General features: G+C 62.2%; 17 protein-coding genes. 4 read left to right on the plus strand and 13 right to left on the minus strand.

Going from position 1 to position 20,428, the window contains the following annotated elements:
• The first annotated feature begins 483 nt into the window (after nt 1-483).
• Both H7C86_RS28665 and H7C86_RS28670 read left to right on the plus strand, forming a co-directional pair.
• Nucleotides 484-693, plus strand: a complete 210-nt coding sequence (locus H7C86_RS28665; protein ID WP_156511741.1) for a hypothetical protein — start codon at nt 484-486, stop codon at nt 691-693.
• Nucleotides 694-935: 242 nt separating this feature from the next.
• A complete protein-coding gene (locus H7C86_RS28670) occupies nt 936-1,568 on the plus strand; it encodes a hypothetical protein (RefSeq protein WP_070386815.1) in 633 nt (210 codons plus the stop codon).
• Between the two features lie 111 nt (nt 1,569-1,679).
• On the opposite strand, the gene H7C86_RS28675 is transcribed toward H7C86_RS28670, so the two are convergent.
• Nucleotides 1,680-2,636 (minus strand): bifunctional 5,10-methylenetetrahydrofolate dehydrogenase/5,10-methenyltetrahydrofolate cyclohydrolase, encoded by a 957-nt coding sequence (locus H7C86_RS28675; RefSeq protein WP_182262710.1) that lies wholly within the window; start codon nt 2,634-2,636, stop codon nt 1,680-1,682.
• A gap of 278 nt (nt 2,637-2,914) precedes the next feature.
• Here H7C86_RS28675 and H7C86_RS28680 point away from each other — a divergent pair, with 278 nt between their 5' ends.
• Nucleotides 2,915-3,418: an SRPBCC domain-containing protein gene (locus tag H7C86_RS28680; protein ID WP_003944006.1), complete on the plus strand. Its 504-nt coding sequence runs from the start codon at nt 2,915-2,917 to the stop codon at nt 3,416-3,418.
• A gap of 33 nt (nt 3,419-3,451) precedes the next feature.
• Here the strand turns inward: H7C86_RS28680 and H7C86_RS28685 are convergent, their stop codons facing one another.
• The 12 genes from H7C86_RS28685 to H7C86_RS28740 all read right to left on the minus strand — a co-directional run bounded on the left by H7C86_RS28685 (nt 3,452) and on the right by H7C86_RS28740 (nt 19,890).
• Nucleotides 3,452-4,333, minus strand: a complete 882-nt coding sequence (locus tag H7C86_RS28685) for an acyl-CoA thioesterase II (RefSeq protein ID WP_182262711.1) — start codon at nt 4,331-4,333, stop codon at nt 3,452-3,454.
• A complete protein-coding gene (pyk, locus tag H7C86_RS28690) occupies nt 4,334-5,752 on the minus strand; it encodes a pyruvate kinase (RefSeq protein ID WP_003944038.1) in 1,419 nt (472 codons plus the stop codon).
• Nucleotides 5,753-5,834: 82 nt separating this feature from the next.
• Nucleotides 5,835-7,337 carry a glutamate synthase subunit beta gene (locus H7C86_RS28695; RefSeq protein WP_153212168.1) on the minus strand — a complete coding sequence of 501 codons (1,503 nt, stop codon included), beginning with the start codon at nt 7,335-7,337 and terminating at the stop codon, nt 5,835-5,837.
• On the minus strand, nt 7,330-11,808 hold the full coding sequence (gene gltB, locus H7C86_RS28700) for a glutamate synthase large subunit (RefSeq protein WP_182262712.1): 4,479 nt from the start codon (nt 11,806-11,808) through the stop codon (nt 7,330-7,332). Before gltB ends, H7C86_RS28695 begins: the two co-directional genes overlap by 8 nt.
• A gap of 132 nt (nt 11,809-11,940) precedes the next feature.
• Nucleotides 11,941-12,819 carry a TM2 domain-containing protein gene (locus H7C86_RS28705; protein WP_030245814.1) on the minus strand — a complete coding sequence of 293 codons (879 nt, stop codon included), beginning with the start codon at nt 12,817-12,819 and terminating at the stop codon, nt 11,941-11,943.
• Between the two features lie 129 nt (nt 12,820-12,948).
• Nucleotides 12,949-13,374, minus strand: coding sequence for a TM2 domain-containing protein (locus H7C86_RS28710; RefSeq protein WP_021334016.1), 426 nt, complete (start codon nt 13,372-13,374; stop codon nt 12,949-12,951).
• Nucleotides 13,371-14,444: a prolipoprotein diacylglyceryl transferase gene (gene lgt, locus H7C86_RS28715; protein ID WP_019748656.1), complete on the minus strand. Its 1,074-nt coding sequence runs from the start codon at nt 14,442-14,444 to the stop codon at nt 13,371-13,373. Before lgt ends, H7C86_RS28710 begins: the two co-directional genes overlap by 4 nt.
• Nucleotides 14,441-15,244: a tryptophan synthase subunit alpha gene (gene trpA / locus H7C86_RS28720; RefSeq protein ID WP_003944010.1), complete on the minus strand. Its 804-nt coding sequence runs from the start codon at nt 15,242-15,244 to the stop codon at nt 14,441-14,443. The genes lgt and trpA overlap by 4 nt, the downstream gene beginning before the upstream one ends.
• Nucleotides 15,241-16,590, minus strand: coding sequence for a tryptophan synthase subunit beta (gene trpB / locus H7C86_RS28725; RefSeq protein ID WP_019748657.1), 1,350 nt, complete (start codon nt 16,588-16,590; stop codon nt 15,241-15,243). The genes trpA and trpB overlap by 4 nt, the downstream gene beginning before the upstream one ends.
• Before the next feature lie 74 nt (nt 16,591-16,664).
• Nucleotides 16,665-17,474 carry an indole-3-glycerol phosphate synthase TrpC gene (gene trpC / locus H7C86_RS28730; protein ID WP_003944016.1) on the minus strand — a complete coding sequence of 270 codons (810 nt, stop codon included), beginning with the start codon at nt 17,472-17,474 and terminating at the stop codon, nt 16,665-16,667.
• Nucleotides 17,475-17,599: 125 nt separating this feature from the next.
• Nucleotides 17,600-18,307 (minus strand): TIGR02234 family membrane protein, encoded by a 708-nt coding sequence (locus H7C86_RS28735; protein WP_019748659.1) that lies wholly within the window; start codon nt 18,305-18,307, stop codon nt 17,600-17,602.
• Entirely contained in the window at nt 18,304-19,890 is a 1,587-nt protein-coding gene (locus H7C86_RS28740; RefSeq protein ID WP_019748660.1) for an anthranilate synthase component I, read from the minus strand. The genes H7C86_RS28735 and H7C86_RS28740 overlap by 4 nt, the downstream gene beginning before the upstream one ends.
• Before the next feature lie 57 nt (nt 19,891-19,947).
• On the opposite strand from H7C86_RS28740, the gene H7C86_RS28745 reads away from it, so the two are divergent.
• A complete protein-coding gene (locus tag H7C86_RS28745) occupies nt 19,948-20,406 on the plus strand; it encodes a peroxiredoxin (RefSeq protein WP_020907928.1) in 459 nt (152 codons plus the stop codon).
• Nucleotides 20,407-20,428: the final 22 nt, after the last annotated feature.

A 20,428-nucleotide genomic window follows, 5' to 3' on the forward strand; every position in this document is an offset into this window, starting at 1 on the left:
ACACGCCCACAGTTTCAGGACGAGTGGTCGTACACCACTCTGCTGGACTCAACCCTCTTCGATGGCGGAATTAGCCAATTCGGAGTGGAACTGGCGCTAATCCAGGTCACGAACATCGGCCGCGTTGCGGTCTCAGTAGAGGACGTTTCGCTTGACCTCGGACGAATGACCTGGTGGAAACTTTGGAGACGAAGCATTGCTGGAATACCCGTTCAAGCACACGAGGGGCACGACAAGAATTCGGCACGACTGGAGCCGGGAGCCAGTGTCACCGTGATATATCCCCTTTGGGCATTGGTGAAGGGGACCAAGCACGCAGCTGACCGTAGGTCCTTGACCGTTCGCGGGACCGCAACCCCAACAGGTCGCCGCGCGCGTCTATCCCCTCGCCGACATTCATGGCGAATCCCGCGCAATATGAATTCGCTCTTCCCAGACTTTCAGCTCACACCCGACGTTCGCGCCTACCGAATGCTCTGGCACATGACGTCCGAGAAAGACGGCAGGACGCCTTTCGCGAGACACTGGCACAAAATTCGAAAATCGCTGTCAGAAGGTGCCAACGAACTAGAGCTCGACAAATTACTTGAGGACCTGGCTCCTGACTCCAACGCATTCATGACCGCAGCGAATGTCAAAGCCGCCTACGACGGCGAAGATTTAGCCGAGTGGGGAATTGCACAGGTGTACTGAACAATCGGGGGCGCTATGTGGACACGGTTTGGACACATTCCGCCCTCAGTGAGCATCAAGTCGTGTCACTAGATAATTGGTAAATTTGCAGGTGGCGGCCGGTACGGCTCCATCGCCGCTGGACCCTCGGTGGTCGATTTTTATTTCGAGTCTCACCGAGGGCACCACCTGCCGCAGTTGGCCGTACCGCAAGGTTTCGGCATTCGGCTGTACCCCAGATCGACCGCAGTTAGATTCGATCCATGAACGGTCGTCGCCTGATTGCTCTGCTCGGAGCCATATCTGTTTTCGCGCTGCTCCCCGGGTGTCAGACTGACGACCAATCCGACACTGCCGGCGAATCCAACACTGCCGGCGAATCTTCCACCCAGACCGTCCTCGATGCTGCAACACAGGCAGGCACCCTTCAGGTCGGCACTCCCCCGATCGATGCCCCACCAACCGAGATCTCCACGCTTGCTCCGTTCCCGAACGACACGGAGATCCCTTCACCGAATCCGCGCGTCGACGTGACCGAGATCGACGTGACCGATCACGATGGTTTCACCCGAATCACCTACCGATTCGACGGAAATGGATCAGTGTTCTGGAAAACCGAATATGTCAGCGAAGCAATCCGAGCGGGTGACAGCACAGTCGTGGACGTCGGAAGTCGATCGATACTTCAAGTCGACCTGATGGGAGTCCAATCGGATTCGTCGCTCAACTCCGTATCTCACGAGGGCGAAAACATCACGCGCATAGACAGTGCGGCCAGGAACAGTGCGATCCTGCAGTCGTTTGTCGGCACGGTCGACATCCGTCCGGCATACACCGTATCGACATCCGATTCACCGTCCCAGTTGATGATCGACATCCCCACGGCAGACAGCTGACTGTCGAATACCCAATTGCGCGCTCAGCTCAGCCATTCCAGCGCAGCGGTGCTCGACGCGGTAATTCGGTTATCGAGGGGCGGATGAATACTCCGTCTCGAAACCGAGGTCTCACAATCGATCCGAGGCGATTGCTGGGTCCGGTCCAACACGACTGTCATGATTCTCACTCCATGCCCGAACTTCCGCTGCTCGAACTGCTGCTGCCAGTGTTTGTTCCAGCAGGACGGCAACCGTCATGGGGCCGACGCCACCCGGCACTGGTGTGATCGCACCGGCATGTGGGAGCGCAGCGGCGTACTCCACGTCTCCGACGTTGCCCTCGTTGTACCCCGCATCGATCACCACTGCCCCAGGCTTGATCCACGCCCCTTTGATCAGTTCCGGAACACCGACGGCCGCGATGACGACGTCTGCCGAGGCGACGTGGGCGGCCAGGTCGACGGTTCGCGAATGGCAGTACGTCACCGTTGCGCCTCGACGCAGGAGGAGCATTCCCATCGGCAATCCGAGTATCGGGCTTCGGCCGACCACGACAGCATGCTTCCCGGAGAGTTCGACGCCTGTGGCGTCGAGCAGGCGCAGGATGCCACTCGGTGTACATGATTCGAATCCCCCACCGGTCAACGCCATTGCCGCGAACGCTGCCGAGGTAACGCCGTCAACGTCCTTGTCGGCCGAGATGGCATCGAACGCAGCCCGTTCGTCGATGTGGCCTGGCACCGGGTGCTGCAGCAGTATGCCGTCGATCGAAGGGTCCGCCGACAGCGCTCTCAGCACGTCGACTAGTTCTTCGGTGGTTGTACTCACCGGGAGTTCGACCGTCCGCGACGTCATTCCGACGGCGACAGATCGTTTGGCCTTCATCTGTACATACGCCTTCGAGGCCGGGTCCGCTCCCACGATGACGGCGGCCAGGCAAGGAACGTGCCCCGTCTCATCACGAAACTGCCTGGTGCGCACTGACAGGTCGGCGAGCGCAGCATCGGCAATTGCGCGTCCGTTGATTATTCGAGCGGCCACGTTCTGGCTGGGCAGATTTTCGGTAGGCAGATTTTCGGTAGACATGAATCCCCCTTCACACAAGATGTGTGAAGCACCCAGGCGGTCGATGCCTCGCGATGTGCACTCCCCGGTGGTAATTCCCACCCGCGCCAGTCGTGCGTGGTCAGCGTACCGCGCGTTTGTCTCACTGCCACGAAACGCATCCGGAACGCCGCTCTCAAAACGAGACAAATCGACATAACCTATCAATAGGTAACGATCTGACCTGCAGTTATTCCATCCTAAGCAATTAGATGGCACGATGGGGGCAACCGCACGGGCACCAAGCATTGGAGGCACCGATGGACAACGGCAAGATAAACCTTACCTATGACGGTCGGGTGTCACTGAGCTTCCAACTGGCAATTCCGCACGCACCGGACAAGGTCTGGAAAGTGATAACGGAACGCGAGTACCTCGACGCCTGGTTCCCGGCGGACGTCGATTTCAATCTCACTCCAGGCGCGGATCTGCTGTTCAAGGTGACCCCGGAACAAGTCGAGCGATTCGGACTGCCCGCAGATCACGTGACGCGCGGGACGGTCATCAGCGTCCACCCGCACCGAATTCTCGAATTCCTCTGGGACGCAGATACTCTGCATTGGGAACTGGCACCGGACGGCACCGGCGGCTGCTGGCTGACCCTCACCCACACGATGGAAGACGAAGAGTCCGCGTACGCCCACGCTGCCGGCTGGCACGCGGGCTTGGAAGTTGTTGCGGCCCAACTCGATGGACGCGAAGTCGACTGGTCTCCGTGGGACCGCGCCGACGAACTCTCACCGCAATATCGCAAGTCTGCTTGATTCTGGGCCCGAGTTCAGTCTCGGGCCCGCATCTCATTCCCCTTTACGCGGGAAATGCCTGATCATTCCTTCTTGGACCACCGTCGCCAACAGCAGTCCTTCCACCGAGAAGTACCGTCCGGTTGCCAGACCGCGCGAACCTGCGGCGACCGGCGATTCGGTGGCGTACAGAACCCAGTCGGTGAACCGGAACGGGCGATGGAACCAGATCGAATGATTGACCGTCGCCGCGACGATACGATCATGACCCCAGGACAAACCATGAGTGGTCAGAATCGAATCGAGCACGGTGGTGTCGGACGAATATGCCAGCGTCGCAGCGTGAATGAGCGAATCGTCCGGCAGATCACCGTCGGGGCGCATCCACACCCGATTGTGGTTGAGTTTCTCGCCGGTGCCCTTGAGGATCCACGCCGGATCGTTGGCGTACCGCATGTCGATCGGCTTGAGCGCCGCACTGAAATGCGGCAGTTTTTCCTCGTACCCCAACAGATGATCGCCGATGGGAGGCAACGACTCCGGAAGTGGAACATCCGGGATCTCGACAGCATGGTCGAGCCCCTTGCCGGAGTCCTGGAACGCCGCGAGCATCACGAACAATTCGTTCTCACCCTGATAGGCAGTCACCTGACGGTTGGCGAATGCCCTCCCGTCACGATGACGCTCCACCCGGTACTCGATAGGCGCCTTCACATCTCCGCCCCGAATGAAATGGGCGTTCACGGCATGGATGGGGCGATCACCATCGACAGTCCGTCCGGCGGCCATCAGTGCCTGAGACACCAATTGGCCGCCGAACGTCCGCGAACCTACCTGTTTCGGGTGGTATCCACGGAACGCGTCGTCACCGATCTGCTCCAGATCCAACAGACCGAGAAGAGTACCGAGGTCGGTGGACGCGTTCGCGTGGGTCACTCAGTGGTCCTCTTCGCCGATACGGTGGACGTGAATGAGGTTGGTGGAACCGACAGTTCCCGGAGGGGATCCGGCAACGATGACCACGAGGTCGCCCTTGACGTACCGCCCGAGGGAGAGCAACGCACTGTCCACCTGACGCACCATCTCGTCGGTGGTGGCCACCGCATCGACCAGGAACGTCTCGGTTCCCCACGTCAGCGTCAGCTGACTGCGCACCGCGGGCAGCGGTGTGAAGGCGAGCAACGGCAGCGGCGTGTGCAGACGAGCCAGTCGACGCACCGTGTCACCGGACTGAGTGAACGCAACCAAGGCCTTGGCGTCGAGACGTTCGCCGATGTCGCGTGCTGCGTACGAGATGACTCCGCGCTTGGTGCGCGGGACATGGGTCAACGGTGGGACACGGGTTGATTCGTTCTCGACGGCCTCGACGATGCGGGCCATGGTGCGAACGGTTTCCATGACGTACTTGCCCACCGAAGTCTCGCCCGAGAGCATGACTGCGTCGGCGCCGTCGAGAACGGCGTTGGCGACATCGGATGCCTCTGCGCGAGTGGGACGTGAGTTCTCGATCATCGACTCGAGCATCTGCGTCGCGACGATGACCGGCTTCGCGTTCTCACGAGCAATCTGGATTGCGCGCTTCTGAACGAGCGGGACCTGCTCGAGCGGCAACTCGACACCGAGGTCACCGCGGGCGACCATGACGGCGTCGAACGCGAGCACGATGGCTTCGAGATTGTCGATGGCCTCGGGCTTCTCGAGCTTCGCGATGACGGGAACGCGGCGCCCGACTCGATCCATGATGGCGTGAACCAATTCGACGTCCGCCGGTGAGCGAACGAAGGAGAGTGCAATGAAGTCGACACCCAGCTTGAGAGCGAACTCGAGGTCGGCGATGTCCTTGCCCGACAGGGCTGGAACGGAGACGTTCATACCGGGCAGTGAGAGGCCCTTGTTGTTGCTGACCGGACCGCCTTCGGTGACCCGACAGACGACGTCGTTGCCGTCGATGGACGTGACGACCAGGCCGACCTTTCCGTCGTCGACCAGCAGTCGATCGCCGGCCTTGGCGTCGCGCGCCAATTCCTTGTACGTGGTCCCGACGCGATCGTGCGTTCCCTCGACGTCGTCGACGGTGATACGAACCTCTTCACCGTTGGCCCAGGTGGTCCGCTCGTCCTTGAATCGGCCGAGGCGAATCTTGGGCCCCTGAAGGTCGGCGAGAACACCGACGGCCTTTCCGGTGGCGTCCGACGCGGCGCGGACGCGAATGTAGTTTTCTTCGTGATCGGCATGCTCGCCGTGGCTGAAGTTGAGGCGCGCCACGTCCATGCCGCTCTCCACGAGCTCACGGATGCGGTCGCCAGAAGCTGTCGCAGGTCCAAGTGTGCATACAATTTTTGTCCGTCGGTTCACGGCTCGAGCCTAGTCGCTACCCCACCGCACTTCTATCCGGCATTTGCGACCTGCACTTTCTGTACTTACTCGATTCAGTTGGTCAGCTCACGAACAGCGGAAATGCCTTTGGATGAACCGGAGCCGGAAGCGCCGACTCGCCTGTGAGAAACACGTCGACGGCACGTGCGGCCGACCGTCCCTCGGCAATCGCCCACACGACCAGCGACGCGCCGCGATGCGCGTCGCCGCAGACGAATACGCCGGGTGTCCGGGTCTGCCACCCGACATCACACTCGATTCTGCCGAGTGGATCGGTGCCGACATCAAGGTCGGTGAGCAGTGGGGCGGTTTCGACGCCGTCGAAACCCAGAGCGAGCAGGACCATCTCGCACACCAGATCCGTCGCGTCGCCGGTCTCCACCAGGGTCCGTTGTCCGTCCTTCGCTCGTGACACGGCTACCGGAACCATCCGGATTGCGCGGACCGCACCCCCACCGTCGTCGAGAAATTCCTGCGCCGCCCATCGGAATCGTTTGTCACTGCCCTCCTCGTCTGCCGGCGAGCTGCGTAGGACCCGCGGCCACAACGGCCATGGGTCGCGATCTCGATCGCGGCGTGCCGGAGGTGGGACGTGGTAATCCAATTCCGTCACCGAGAGGGCGCCTTGGCGATGCACCGTGCCGAGGCAGTCGGCGGCCGTGTCGCCGCCACCGATGATCACGACGTTCTTACCTCGCGCCGAGATGCTCGAGGCTCCGTCACCCTCGCATTCGTGGTTGGCCGCACGCAGGTACGTCATCGCACGATGGATTCCGCGAAGACTACGACCCGGTACGTCTGTGTCTCTGGCACGGTCAGCCCCGACCGCCAGGACTACCGCCTCGAATTCCGTCGAGAGGTCGTGCGCGCTCACGTTCACTCCGACGGCGCAGTCGGTGACGAATCTGGTCCCCTCGGCGGTCAGTTGTTCCAGCCGCCGGTTGATGAGGGCCTTGGGCAACTTGAATTCCGGAATTCCGTAGCGAAGCAGTCCCCCGATCCGATCGCTCCGCTCGAACACCGTGACACTGTGTCCGGCTCGTGTCAGTTGTTGAGCCGCGGCCAGTCCCGCCGGTCCCGAACCGACAACCGCAACACGGTTTCCGCTGTGAACTACCGGTGCCTGCGGCCCCAACCAACCCGACTCCCAGGCGTTGTCGACGATTGCCTGTTCGATGCGCTTGATGGTGACACCCCCCGACGTGTGCTCGCCGTCGAGTGCGAGAACGCACGCCGTTTCGCACGGTGCGGGGCACAGATGTCCGGTGAACTCGGGGAAATTGTTGGTGGAATGCAGATTCTCCGAGGCTTCGGACCACCGTCCACGCCGAACCAGGTCGTTCCATTCCGGAATGAGATTGCCGAGCGGACACCCCACGTCGGCCGAATGGCAGTACGGCACAGCGCAGTCCATGCAACGCGAGGCCTGTGCAGATACGTCTCGATTTCGCACGACGGGATCCAGCGACTCGTATACCGACGCCCAGTCCCCGACACGCACATCGGGCGATCTGGTCGGTGAGCCGGATCGTTTCACGTTGAGGAACCCGCGTGCGTCAGGCATGAGCCGGCACCACCAGTTCGTTCTCTTCCACGACCTTCCGGTAGTCGACAGGCAAAACTTTGGTGAATCTCGGACTCTGGCCAACCCAGTCGTCGAGAAGTTTTGCCGCCACCGGCGAGCCGGTCGCAGCCAAATGCTCGCCGAGAAGTTCGACCAGCTGACTGCAGTCTTCCGCCGAAGGTCGTTCCAGAACGACCATGTCGCCGTTGACCTTCTCTGCCTTCACGTCGAGTACGAAGGCAATTCCGCCGGACATTCCCGCAGCAAGGTTCCTACCAGTTGGACCGATGATGACGACGCGACCCCCGGTCATGTACTCACACGCATGGTCTCCGACGCCTTCCACCACAGCGACCGCGCCCGAGTTGCGCACCGCGAATCGTTCCCCGACACGCCCCCTGGCATAGAGCGCACCGCTCGTAGCGCCGTACAGCAACGTATTGCCGGCAATCACCTGATCCTCCGCCACGAAGGGCGCGTCCTCACTCGGCCGAAGCGCGATTCGTCCACCGGAGAGCCCCTTCCCCACGTAATCGTTTGCATCGCCGACGACGACCAGCGAGATGCCGGGCGGCAGGAACGCACCGAGTGACTGGCCTGCCGTTCCACTGAGCACGACGTCGATGGTGCCTTCAGGTAGCCCGACGGCGCCGTAGCGTCTGGTCACCTCTGCGCCCAGCCTCGTTCCCACCGCCCGATCCGTATTGTGTACTGGCAGTTCGATATGCACGGGTCGAGCGTCCTCGAGTGAGTTCGCGGCGCACTCGATCAGGGTGCGTTCGAGTTCGCTCGAAACAGGTACACACGGCGGGTAGGCCGCGCCGGTCGGCGCGGCCGGAACGTCGAAGAGTGGTGAGAGGTCCAACGTGCGACTCTTCCAATGCGCCACCGCCGGAGACATTTCCAATACGTCTGCGTGGCCCAGAGCGTCGTCGATACTTCGAAACCCCAGTTCTGCCAACAAACGTCGTACGTCGTCGGCGATGAAGCGGAAGAAGTTCTCGACGTACTCCGGCCGGCCGGTGAATCGCTCGCGCAGTTCGGGATTCTGCGTTGCTACTCCGACGGGGCAGGTGTCGAGGTGACATACCCGCATCATGACGCAGCCGGCCGCGATGAGTGGCGCCGTGGAAAACCCGTACTCCTGCGCCCCCAGCAACGCGGCGACGACGACGTCCCGCGCCGTGCGCAGACCCCCGTCACACTGGACGACGATCCGATCGCGTAACCCGTTGAGCACCAAGGTCTGCTGAGTTTCGGCCAGCCCGATCTCCCAGGGCGTACCAGCGTGGTGGATGGACGAGAGTGCCGCCGCGCCCGTCCCGCCGTCGTGACCGGAGATCAGCACCACGTCGGCGTGCGCTTTGGCCACACCTGCCGCAACTGTCCCGACTCCGACTGCGCTGACCAACTTCACGTGTATCCGCGCACGATCGTTTGCGCATGTGAGGTCGTAGATCAATTGGGCGAGATCCTCGATCGAATAGATGTCGTGGTGCGGGGGCGGAGAGATGAGGCCGACTCCAGGTGTCGAGTACCGGGTTTCCGCGATCCACGGGTACACCTTGGACCCCGGAAGCTGCCCTCCTTCACCGGGCTTGGCGCCCTGGGCCATCTTGATCTGAATGTCAGTGGCATTGACCAGGTAATCGCTGGTCACCCCGAAGCGACCACTCGCGACCTGCTTGACTGCGCTTCGACGCTTGTTGTCACGCAACCGCTCCGGTGACTCTCCGCCCTCACCGGTGTTCGAACGTCCGCCGAGAGCATTCATCGCAACCGCCATCGTCTCGTGCGCCTCGGCAGAGAGGGAACCGTAGCTCATCGCACCGGTGTTGAATCGAGCGAGAATCATCTCGACGGGTTCGACCTGATCGAGGGGAATCAGCTGACGAATCTCACGCCGAAATCGAAACAATCCCCGAAGTGTTCCGCCCTGCGCGCTCAGTCGATCGACTTCATCGCTGTAGCGACGAAACATCTCACTTCGCCCCGTCCGGGTCGCATGCTGAAGGAAGAACACGGACTCGGGTGTGAACACATGCAATTCACCACCGCGGCGATACCGGAACTCTCCACTGCTGCTCAACTGACGATGCTGCACCGTACGATACGTGGCCGCGTGACGCATCAGAACTTCTCGCGCGACTTCGGTGATACCGATCCCGCCGATCCGACTCCGTGTGTTGCAGAAGTATTCGTCGACCAATTCTCGGCCCAAGCCCACTGCCTCGAATACCTGTGCGCCCGTGTAGGAGTGAACCGTAGCGATTCCCATCTTCGACATCACTTTGAGCACGCCGGAATTTGCCGCTCTCAGATAGTTGTCCGATGCCATTTTCGAATCTATCCCGGGAAGTTCGTCTTGCTCGCTGAGTGCTTCTACCGATTCGAGAGCAAGATAGGGGTGGACAGCCGCCGCACCGTAGCCGATCAGCAGCGCGATGTGATGAACTTCGCGCGCGTCACCCGACTCGACGACGAGGGAAACCTTGGTTCGCAGGCCATGACGAACCAGATCGTGGTGCACGGCAGATACTGCGAGCAATGACGGAATGGGAGCCTGCTCAGGGCCCGATCCACGGTCGGAGATCACCAGAATCTCGATTCCGGCTGCGGCGGCCGTTCGGGCGGACTCACGAAGCCTCTCGACGCCTTCGCCGAGACTGCCTCTCGGATCGAAACCTCCCCGTAGGACAGCGCTTCTCGGAGATCTTGCGCCGCATAGTTCGGCGACCTTCGCCATCTTCCCCGGTCCGATCACCGGTTTATCGAGAACAATCCTTCGGCACGACAGCGCCGACGCTTCGAACAAGTTCTGCTCAGCGCCGAGGGTGACACCAAGCGTCGTGACGACTTTCTCGCGAATCGCGTCCAAAGGCGGGTTCGTCACCTGAGCAAAGAGCTGGACGAAGTAGTCGTACAACAGCTTCGGCCGATCCGAGAGAACGGCGAGAGGTGTGTCGACTCCCATCGATCCCAACGGCTCCGATCCTGTGCGAGCCATTGGAAGGAGAACTTCCTGCAAGTCCTCTGCCTGGTATCCGAAGAGCAGCTGCCTGTGCAACAGCGGAGCCGGATCGCCTCGGGCAGGTGCCGACTCGGGGATTTCCTCGAGATCGACCAATCCCCCGTCGACCCATTCCCTGTAGGGGGCTGTGCTCGCGAGTTCGGATTTGATCTCCGCATCGGAAACGATGCCACGGCGAGCGGTGTCGACGAGGAACATTCGACCCGGTTCGAGGCGCCCCTTCTCCAACACCTCGGACGTCGGAGCGTCGAACACACCGCTCTCACTCGCCAACACGATACGGCCGTTCCTCATCCGCCACCATCGCCCTGGGCGAAGACCGTTGCGATCCAACACCGCCCCGACAACAGTGCCGTCGCTGAACGTCACGGACGCCGGACCGTCCCATGGTTCCATCAGGCAAGCGTGAAATTGGTAGAAGGCCCTCATCTCGTCTGGCATCGAAGAATCGTTCTCCCAGGCACCGGGAATCATCATCGCGATGGCGTGCTGCACACTGCGGCCCCCGAGCGTCAGAAACTCGTTCACTTCGTCGAACGACGAAGAGTCGGATCCACCCGGGGTACAGATCGGAAACATGCGATCGATGTCCCCACCCAAAAGTGCGCTCCGCAACATCGGCTCGCGAGCGCGCATCCAATTCCTGTTTCCCACAATCGTATTGATCTCGCCGTTGTGAGCGATGCAGCGATACGGCTGAGCAAGTGACCACGACGGAAAAGTGTTCGTGGAGTACCGACTGTGCACGACCGCCAAGGCAGTTCGCATTCGGGCGTCGCATAGGTCGGTGAAGTAACCGGGTAACTGCGTCGGCGTGAGCATGCCCTTGTACACGATGGTTCGGGCGGACAACGAGGGGAAATACACCGCATCATCGGCCGAATGAATCCGCTCGACTTGTCTCCTGAGCGCGAACACTCGTCGGTCCAAGGCAATTCCGCCCACACTGCGATCTCTTGGCTCGGCGCACGTCACAAAACATTGACTGATGTACGGAGCGCACTGCGCGGCAACGGTTCCGACGCAGTCACGGTCGACTGGGACCTCCCGCCACCCGATAATCCGCAGTCCTTCTGCCGCTGCGTACCGGTGTATCCGAACTACCGCCCGCCGACGTGCTTCCTGATCCACCGGGAGAAAGCAGTTTCCGGCTGCGTAGGTGTTCTCACCCATCGCGTTGGGTGGTGGAAGCTCGAACGCGGTCACCGCGTCGAAGAATTCCGTCGGCAGCTGAAGAAGGATGCCCGCACCGTCACCACTGTTGCACTCGCGCCCGACTGCGCCACGATGGGTGAGATTGGCCAGGACCGCGAGCGCCTCGTCGACAATGGAATGCAGGTGACGTCCAGAGGTGTCTGCTACCACGGCTACACCACATGAATCGGTTTCCTGATCGGGGTCGTACAGGCCTCGAGGATCAGGTATTCGAGAAAACGGCACTCGGCGACCTCCACACGGTCATGCAGCCGACGTTCGCTAGTTTATCAGCACATAACCGCAGGTCGCGAGAGTAAAACTGTGGCCCCCTGACGACGAGCGTCAGGGGGCCACAGTTCCGAACATCGTTTTCGATCAGCTACGCAAAGGTCGGTTGTACTGATCGCGCACACTGCCGGTCAACATCATGATGCCGTCGATGAGCGGCCAGATGCCACCGATTCCACACGTCAACCAAGTGACCGCGATCTGTGCGACAGCCATGCCGGGCTGGTTGAGGTAAAAACGTCCTGCTCCGAAACCGCCGAGCAGAATGCCCAGCAATCCGGCGGTCGTCTTCGACTTGTCCGAATACGGTTCGCCGGTCATCGGGTCACGTCCGTACGGTGCGGACGGGTCGACAAGGCCGAAGCCAGGCTGAGGATAACCCTGACCTTGCGGGTATCCCTGCGCCTGACCGTAACCGGGCTGCGAATATCCAGGCTGGGGGTAGCCCTGCTGCTGACCGTAATTCTGGCTTCCCTGCGGCGGAGCGGCGGGGTAGCCCTGCGGCGGAGCCGCGTAGGGATTCGGAGTCTGATCTGCCGGCGCACCGTAAACGGGACCGTCCGTCGGGGTTTGGGTCGGCCTCGAGTAGTCCGGCGCCGGATAGTCGGTCGCCGGATAGTTCTGGGCGGCGTAGCTTTCCTGCGACGTGTACGGCGCCGTGGGCTGATTCGGGGTGGAATCAGAATCGGCAGTGGGGAACGCTGTAGTCGATTCGGTTCCGGTCGGCGGCGGGTAGATGGGGTGGTTTCCCCAGCCCGGGCCGTTCCCGACTCCCGAATACGTGTCCCAGCCTGGACCGGTGCCGGTGGTCTCCGTCGACGGAGTCTTCTCCGTTGGCGCCGAGGTTTCCGTCAACGACGCATCCGCCGTCGCGTCGTAGTCGAACGGCGACCCGAACTGGGGTGGAACCGGCGGCTGCGATCCTGACGAGTCCCCCGACTCGGACGGTTCCGGATTCTTGTTCAAGTTAGGCAACGTACTTTCCTTCGATTCGACGACGGTACGTAATAGCTTTTGTTATCGGGCCACGAGAAGGGTTCGGCCTTCGCGTGGCCGGTCCCCCACACATCTGTCTTCGCGGTTCATCCTCGCGGTTCATCCTCGCAACGGCCGGCGAACACCGTCCCGCGCATTGCCCGAAAGTATCACGATGCCGTCGACGAACGCCCAGATCCAAATTCCGATGGCAAATGGAATTCCGATGAGGAACGCGGACATGAACAGCGCGAAGAACATGCCGAGCAGTTGGCACAGTCCGATGCCGACGCTCCCGATGTAAAGACGACCGACTCCACAGATTCCGAAGAAGCCCAGCAAGATCTGCAACAGTCCAGCTGTGGCTTTCGACTTGTCGGAATACGGTTCCCCCGTTACCGGGTGCCGACCGTACGGCGCATAGGGATCTCCGAACCCGTACATCGATGGAGCGGGCGGTGGCTGCTGATATCCGTACGGATTGGGCGCGCCGTAGACCGGTCCCTGATCCTCGGGAAATCCCCCTTGCGAATAGGGACCTGTCACGGCTTGTCTTTCTTCGACAGCTTCACCGCGTCCGACGACTCATCCGACGCTGCCGTGGAGGCGCTTGCCTCACTGGAAGCGGATTCAGCAGCATCGGATTCAGAATCTTCAGCGTCGGCGCCTTTCGCGTCGGCCTTCGCCGAATCAGTTTCGGTAACTGGCGCCGCGACTCCTGCTTCGCCGGCAGCTACCGCAGCGACGTAGTCCTTCGACTTCAAATCAGCCGGATCCTCACGACCCTTCTTCGCCAGGAAGAAGTAGGCCAGTGCGGCGAAGAACACGATCCCCGAAGTGAATGTGTTGACTCGAATGCCGGCGATCTCGTATGCGAAATCGTCGCGCATCAGTTCGACGACAAACCGGCCCAGGCAATAACCCGCGACGTACAGAGCAAACAGGCGTCCGTGACCGATCTTGAATCGGCGGTCGACGAGGACCAGCAGGATCACGATCAGGACGTTCCACACAGCTTCGTAGAGGAACGTCGGGTGAACGACCCGAATGACTTCTCCGTTGGAGACACCTGCCAGTTGATCGAGCTGGCCTGAGGAGTTCACACGCTCGAAGATCTCGAGGCCCCATGGGACGGTGGTCTCGCGACCGTACAACTCCTGGTTGAAGTAGTTGCCGATACGACCGATGGCCTGCGCGAGCAGGATTCCGGGCGCAATCGCATCACCGAGCGCGGAAACCGGAATGCCGCGTCGACGGCAGCCGATCCACGCACCGATGCCGCCGAGGAACACAGCTCCCCAGATTCCGAGGCCTCCCTGCCACACCTTGAGTGCATCGAGAGGCTGACCGTTCTCGCCGAAATAGGCGGGCCAGTCGGTCAATACGTGATAGAGCCTGCCACCGATCAGACCGAACGGAACAGCCCAGATCGCGATGTCGAGAACGGTCCCCTTCTCGCCGCCGCGGGCGACCCAACGACGATCTCCCCACACGATCGCGACGATGATGCCGAGGATGATGAAGAGCGCGTAGGCGCGCAGCGCTACCGGTCCGACGTACCAGACGCCTTGGGGCGGGCTGGGGATATAGGCCAGTAGGTCCACAGTTGAGGTCACGACGCCACGGTAGCCGAGCGGACGCCCTCGGCGAGTTCTTCGGTGAGCGAGCGAACCGCTCCCAAGCCGTTCTCGACCGCGGAGACCAGAGCCGAGCCGACGATGACGGCATCGGCGTATGCCGCGATTTCGGCAGCTTGTGCGCCGGACCGAACACCCAATCCGACGCCGACGGGAATGTCGGAATGCGCGCGGATTCGTGCGGTCAGTTCCGGAGCCATCGACGACACGGCGTCGCGAGCGCCGGTGACACCCATTGTCGAGGCCGCGTAGATGAATCCACTACTCGCGTCGAGTGTCATCGCGAGCCGTTCTTCCGTCGAGGACGGGGCGACAAGGAAGATCCGGTCGAGGTGGTGCTCCTCGGATGCTTCCATCCAGGCGCCTGCTTCTTCCGGAATGAGGTTGGGGGTGATGAGTCCGAGCCCGCCGGCGGAAGCGAGGTCTCGTGCGAACTTGTCGACGCCGTACTGCAGTACCGGGTTCCAGTAGGTCATCACGACGGCCTTGCCGCCGACCGAACTGATCTGCTCGATCACGGTGAAGATGTCGCGAAGGCGAACGCCGTTGGTGAGTGCGGTTTCGGCTGCACGCTGGATGGTCGGACCGTCCATGACCGGATCGGAGTACGCGACACCGACTTCGATGATGTCGCAGCCACCGTCGACCATCGCTTTGAACACGTCGATCGATTCGGGAACGGTCGGATAACCGGCAGGCAGGTAACCGACGAGGGCGGCACGCTTGTCAGCCTTGCACGCTGCAAAGGTGGGTGCGAGGCGTGATGGTCGTTCGCTCACTTGTCCGAGCCTTCCGTGTTGTCGTTCTGGTCTGCTGCATCAGCCGGAGCGGTTGCCTGACTCGAGGCGCCGTCGAAGAGACCGAACCAGCTTGCGGCGGTGTCCATGTCCTTGTCACCGCGACCGGAGAGATTGACGACGATGATCGCGCCCTCGCCGAGTTCCTTGCCCAGTCGGAGCGCGCCGGCAACGGCGTGGGCGGATTCGATGGCCGGGATGATGCCTTCGCGGCGCGAGAGCAGCAGTAGAGCATCCATCGCTTCGCTGTCGGTGACGGGTTCGTAGGTGGCACGCCCGATATCGCTCAGGTAAGCGTGCTCGGGTCCGACGCCCGGGTAGTCCAGACCAGCAGAGATCGAGTGCGATTCGATGGTCTGACCGTCTTCGTCCTGGAGCAGGTAGGAGTAGGCACCCTGGAATGCGCCAGGTGTACCGCCGGCGAACGTTGCTGCATGCCTTCCGGTTTCGACACCGTCGCCGGCTGCTTCGTAGCCAACCAGCCGTACCGACAGATCGTCGATGAACGGGTGGAAGATTCCGATTGCGTTGGAGCCGCCTCCGACGCAGGCTGTGACTGCATCGGGCAGGCGGCCGGTCAGTGCCTGAACCTGGACGCGTGTTTCGAGGCCGACCACTCGCTGGAAGTCGCGAACGATGGTGGGGAACGGGTGCGGGCCTGCCGCGGTACCGAAGCAGTAATAGGTGTTGTCCGCGTGGGAAACCCAGTCGCGCAAGGCTTCGTTGATCGCGTCCTTGAGCGTGCGCGAACCGGTCTCGACCGAAACGACCTCCGCGCCGAGCAGGCGCATGCGTGCGACGTTCAGTGCTTGACGTTCGGTGTCGACAGCACCCATGTAGATGACGCACTCGAGACCGAGCAGTGCACAGGCGGTGGCCGATGCCACACCGTGCTGGCCCGCTCCGGTCTCGGCGATGATGCGGGTCTTGCCCATACGCTTCGCCAGCAGAACCTGACCGAGAACGTTGTTGATCTTGTGAGAACCGGTGTGGTTCAGATCTTCACGCTTGAGAATGATGCGCGCACCGCCGGCGAACTCGCTCATTCGCGTTGCCTCGAAAATCGGCGACGGACGCCCGGTGTAATCGCGCTGCAAGCGATCGAGTTCGTTCAAGAACGTGTCGTCCGCGCGAGCCTTTTCGTACTCCGCAGTGACTTCCTCGATAACCGCCATGAGAGCTTCCGGCACATGCCGTCCGCCATAGACGCCGAAATGCCCTCCGGCATCCGGGTCGTGAGAGCGCTCGGTGAGTCCCGCGCTGGCCGGCGGCAGATTGCCGCCCTTGAATACTGCACCGGAGCCTGGTTCCTGAGTACGTGAAGTCACCCCACCAGTCTGCCCCAACGGTGTCGCTGGTCACCGCCCGGGTGCATCAAAGCACGCCGGGCGGGTGAAGCGCTTTATCGAGACGGTTTGGGGCAGGACGGGTGTGCACCGGCATTGACCAGATCTGCGACGGCCTTGCGAGGGTCGCCGCTGGTCACGAGGCCTTCACCGACGAGCACTGCGTCGGCGCCCGCACCGGCGTACGCCAACAGATCGGCAGTTCCGCGAACACCCGATTCGGCGATCTTGATCGTCTCGGTCGGCAGACCGGGAGCAATGCGACCGAAGGTGTTCTTGTCCACCTCGAGGGTTTTGAGATTGCGCGCGTTGACACCGATCACCTTGGCGCCGGCTTCGAGCGCGCGGTTGGCTTCTTCCTCGGTGTGCACCTCGACGAGGGCAGTCATTCCCAGAGATTCGGTGCGATCGATCAGCGAGGCGAGCGCCTGCTGTTCGAGTGCCGCGACGATCAGCAAGATGACGTCGGCGCCGTGAGCGCGAGCTTCGTGAATCTGGTACGGCCCCACGATGAAGTCCTTGCGCAGCACCGGAATGGTGACCGCTTTACGGACTGCGTCGAGGTCGGCCAACGAGCCGTGAAAACGGCGCTCTTCGGTGAGAACACTGATGATGCGTGCGCCACCGGCTTGGTAAGCCGCGGCAAGCTCTGCGGGATCGGCAATGTCGGCCAGCGCACCCTTTGAGGGGCTCGCTCGCTTGACCTCGGCGATGACGCCGATGCTCGATTCCAGAAGTGCTGCTGCAGCATCGAGTGCAGGCGGTGCAGCGGCCGCAGCAGCCTTGACTGCAGCGAAGTCGAGTACGGCTTCGCGGGCGGCGACATCAGCGCGCACCCCGTCGAGAATCGAGTCGAGTACGGTCATCGTGGCCCGAATCCTTTCTGGGCAAGAGCCCGATGTGAGATACGTCATCAGGGTGGTCTCAGCCTAGTGGGACGAAATTTTGCTACTCCGCCGGGGTACCCACGCAGGTGAGGGTTCAGTCTTACTCAGTGCGACGACCCCGGTTTCGCACCGTTGCCTCCCCCAGCTCCGTCGTCCCCGTCAGCCACTGTCGGGTCCTCTCCGGCATCGAGCGCGTCCCACAACATCCGTTGTGTCACAGGCTCGTCCGACGCGGGCGTGTCTCCCTGACCGAGCTTGGCTGCAGCTTCGCGGCGCGCGGCCGGGTTGTCGTACTTCGACGACAACCCGCCTCGCACTGGAGGTTTGCGCATCAGAAGTACTGCTGCGCCGAGCGCCGCCACCGCTCCGAGCAACGCAAGCAAGGCAGGCAGTACCGAAACAGTCGTCGAGAGATCTTCCGGGTGACCGGACAACTCGGCCAACTCCACCGCTCGGTCCGCAGAGGCTCCAGACACCAACAACTGCACCGCCGGAACCGCTACCGCGACGGCGACGAGTGCCACCAACAGTCCGACCACACGAAGCGCCCAACCTCGCACCGCGAACGACGCCGCGATCGCCGCCAGAAGCGCGAGCGCGAGCGGAGTCATCGCCGCCGCCCAGGTGCTGCCGTCGAGGTCCGTCGTCCGCTCCAGCGTCTTGCCGTCGCTCGAGGTCAGATGAACCCACGTCATTCGTGAGCTGCCCCACAGAGCTGCTGCCGACAGTGCAAGCAAAAGCGTCCTCGGCACAGCGGTGCCACGAGAAGCCCTTGTAGGCTGCTCCGCTGCAATCGACTCGTTCTCACTCACTGATCGTCACCTCCGATGGTGCGCAGGGTGTGCGCCGACGCGATGGCGCTCAGCACTGCCATCGCCTTGTTGCGGGCCTCGGTGTCCTCGTAGACCGGATCGGAGTCGGCGACGACGCCGGCGCCCGCCTGGACATATCCGATCCCGTCCTTGATCAATGCCGTTCGGATCGCGATCGCGGTGTCGGCGTCGCCGGCGAAGTCGAGGTAGCCGACGATGCCGCCGTAGATACCCCGCCTGGTGGGCTCGAGTTCTTCGATCAGCTGCATCGCACGCACCTTGGGTGCCCCTGACAGGGTTCCAGCGGGGAAGCATGCGGTGACCGCGTCGAGAGCGTGCTTTCCCTCGGCCAGATGACCGGTGACGGTCGATACGAGATGCATCACGTGGCTGTACCGCTCGATGTGCCGGTAGTCGTGCACCTTCACCGTGCCCGGGCGACAGACACGACCCAGATCGTTTCGCCCCAGATCGACGAGCATGAGGTGCTCGGAGTTTTCCTTCTCGTCGGCGAGGAGGTCCTTCTCGAGCAGGATGTCGTCCTCCTCTGTGGCACCGCGCCATCTGGTTCCAGCGATCGGGTGTGTTGTCGCGACGCCCTCGGCGACGGTGACCAGTGCTTCAGGGCTCGAACCGACGATCGAAAACGCCGTCTCTCCGTCACCGTTCGGCACGTTGAGCAGATACATGTACGGGCTGGGGTTCGACGCGCGCAGCATCCGGTACACGTCGATCGGTGCTGCAGTGCAATCGATCTCGAATCGCTGCGAGAGAACTACCTGGAATGCCTCGCCCGCTTCGATGTCGCCGATCAACTTTTTGACGTCGACACCGAAGCTCTCGGTGGTGCGTTGACGACGGTAGTTCGGAGTCGCTTTCGAGAATGTCGACACCGTCGATTTCGCCGGCGCCGCGAGAGCGCGAGTCATCGCGTCCAACCTGGCGACCGCGTCGTCGTACGCCGTGTCGACACGCTCGTCGGTGCCGTCCCAGTTGACCGCATTGGCGATGAGGGTGATCGCCCCTTCGTGGTGATCGACAGCGGCGATGTCGGCAGCAAGCAGCATGACCATCTCGGGTATCTGCAGGTCGTCGACCGCGGAGTCACCCAATCTCTCGAGGCGCCGCACCGCGTCGTAACCGAGGAACCCGACCATTCCGCCGGTCAGCGGGGGTAGGTCGGGAAGTCGCTCCGAACGAAGTAGTTCGAGGGTGGCACCGAGTGCATCGATCGGGTCACCGCCGGCCGGAGCACCGGCCGGAACATTGCCGTACCAAGCCGCCTCTCCGTCCACGACGGTCAGTGCAGCCGGACTCCCGACGCCGATGAACGACCACCGCGACCACGAACGACCGTTCTCGGCCGACTCGAGCAAGAAGGTGCCTGGACGATTGCCGGCCAACTTCTCGTACGCCGAGAGCGGAGTTTCGGAGTCCGCCAACACTTTCCGAGTGACCGGAACGACCCGGTGCTCAGCTGCGAGGGCACGGAACTGCTCCCGAGTGGTGGTGGAATCGGACGCGTCACCGACGATCGCGGTGTCGGACGACCGTGCGGACATGGAGGTGGGCTCGCCGTGCATGCCTCCATCATCCCAGGCTCCCCCACACGGTCGTCGTGCGCGGGTAACCTCGGCCGAATGAAACCAGGCCAACTCGCCCCCGATTTCTCGCTGCCCGACCAGGACGGAACTCCGCGCTCGCTGACGAGCCTGCTCGCGAACGGCCCCTTGGTCCTCTTCTTCTACCCGGCAGCCTCGACGCCGGTGTGCACCGCCGAGGCGTGCCACTTCCGTGACCTGGGCAGCGAATTCGCCGCGGTGGGCGCTTCGCGGGCAGGTATCAGCACCGATACGGTCGAAGCTCAGTCCACCTTTGCCACCGCACAATCCTTCGACTACCCCCTGCTCGCCGACACCGACGGCAAGGTAGCCGAACAGTTCGGCGTCAAGCGCGGACTCCTGGGCAAGCTGGCTCCGGTCAAACGCTCGACCTTCGTGATCGACACCGACCGCACCGTTCTCAAAGTCATCTCGAGTGAACTTCGCGCCAACACGCACGGCGACCAGGCACTCGAGTTCCTTCGCAATCGAAGCTGACTCACCTGGGCGAAATGATTCT

This window comes from Rhodococcus sp. UFZ-B548, from assembly GCF_903819475.1.
Lineage (GTDB): Bacteria > Actinomycetota > Actinomycetes > Mycobacteriales > Mycobacteriaceae > Rhodococcus_F > Rhodococcus_F erythropolis.

What these genes read in the sequence shown, in the direction of transcription:
- trpC (WP_003944016.1), bottom strand. Translation starts at nt 17,474, where the DNA reads ATGACCGTACTCGACTCGATTCTCGACGGGGTGCGCGCTGATGTCGCC.
- H7C86_RS28670 (WP_070386815.1), top strand. Translation starts at nt 936, where the DNA reads ATGAACGGTCGTCGCCTGATTGCTCTGCTCGGAGCCATATCTGTTTTC.
- H7C86_RS28695 (WP_153212168.1), bottom strand. Translation starts at nt 7,337, where the DNA reads ATGCCTGACGCACGCGGGTTCCTCAACGTGAAACGATCCGGCTCACCG.
- H7C86_RS28680 (WP_003944006.1), top strand. Translation starts at nt 2,915, where the DNA reads ATGGACAACGGCAAGATAAACCTTACCTATGACGGTCGGGTGTCACTG.
- H7C86_RS28675 (WP_182262710.1), bottom strand. Translation starts at nt 2,636, where the DNA reads ATGTCTACCGAAAATCTGCCTACCGAAAATCTGCCCAGCCAGAACGTG.
- H7C86_RS28745 (WP_020907928.1), top strand. Translation starts at nt 19,948, where the DNA reads ATGAAACCAGGCCAACTCGCCCCCGATTTCTCGCTGCCCGACCAGGAC.
- H7C86_RS28740 (WP_019748660.1), bottom strand. Translation starts at nt 19,890, where the DNA reads ATGCACGGCGAGCCCACCTCCATGTCCGCACGGTCGTCCGACACCGCG.
- H7C86_RS28665 (WP_156511741.1), top strand. Translation starts at nt 484, where the DNA reads ATGACGTCCGAGAAAGACGGCAGGACGCCTTTCGCGAGACACTGGCAC.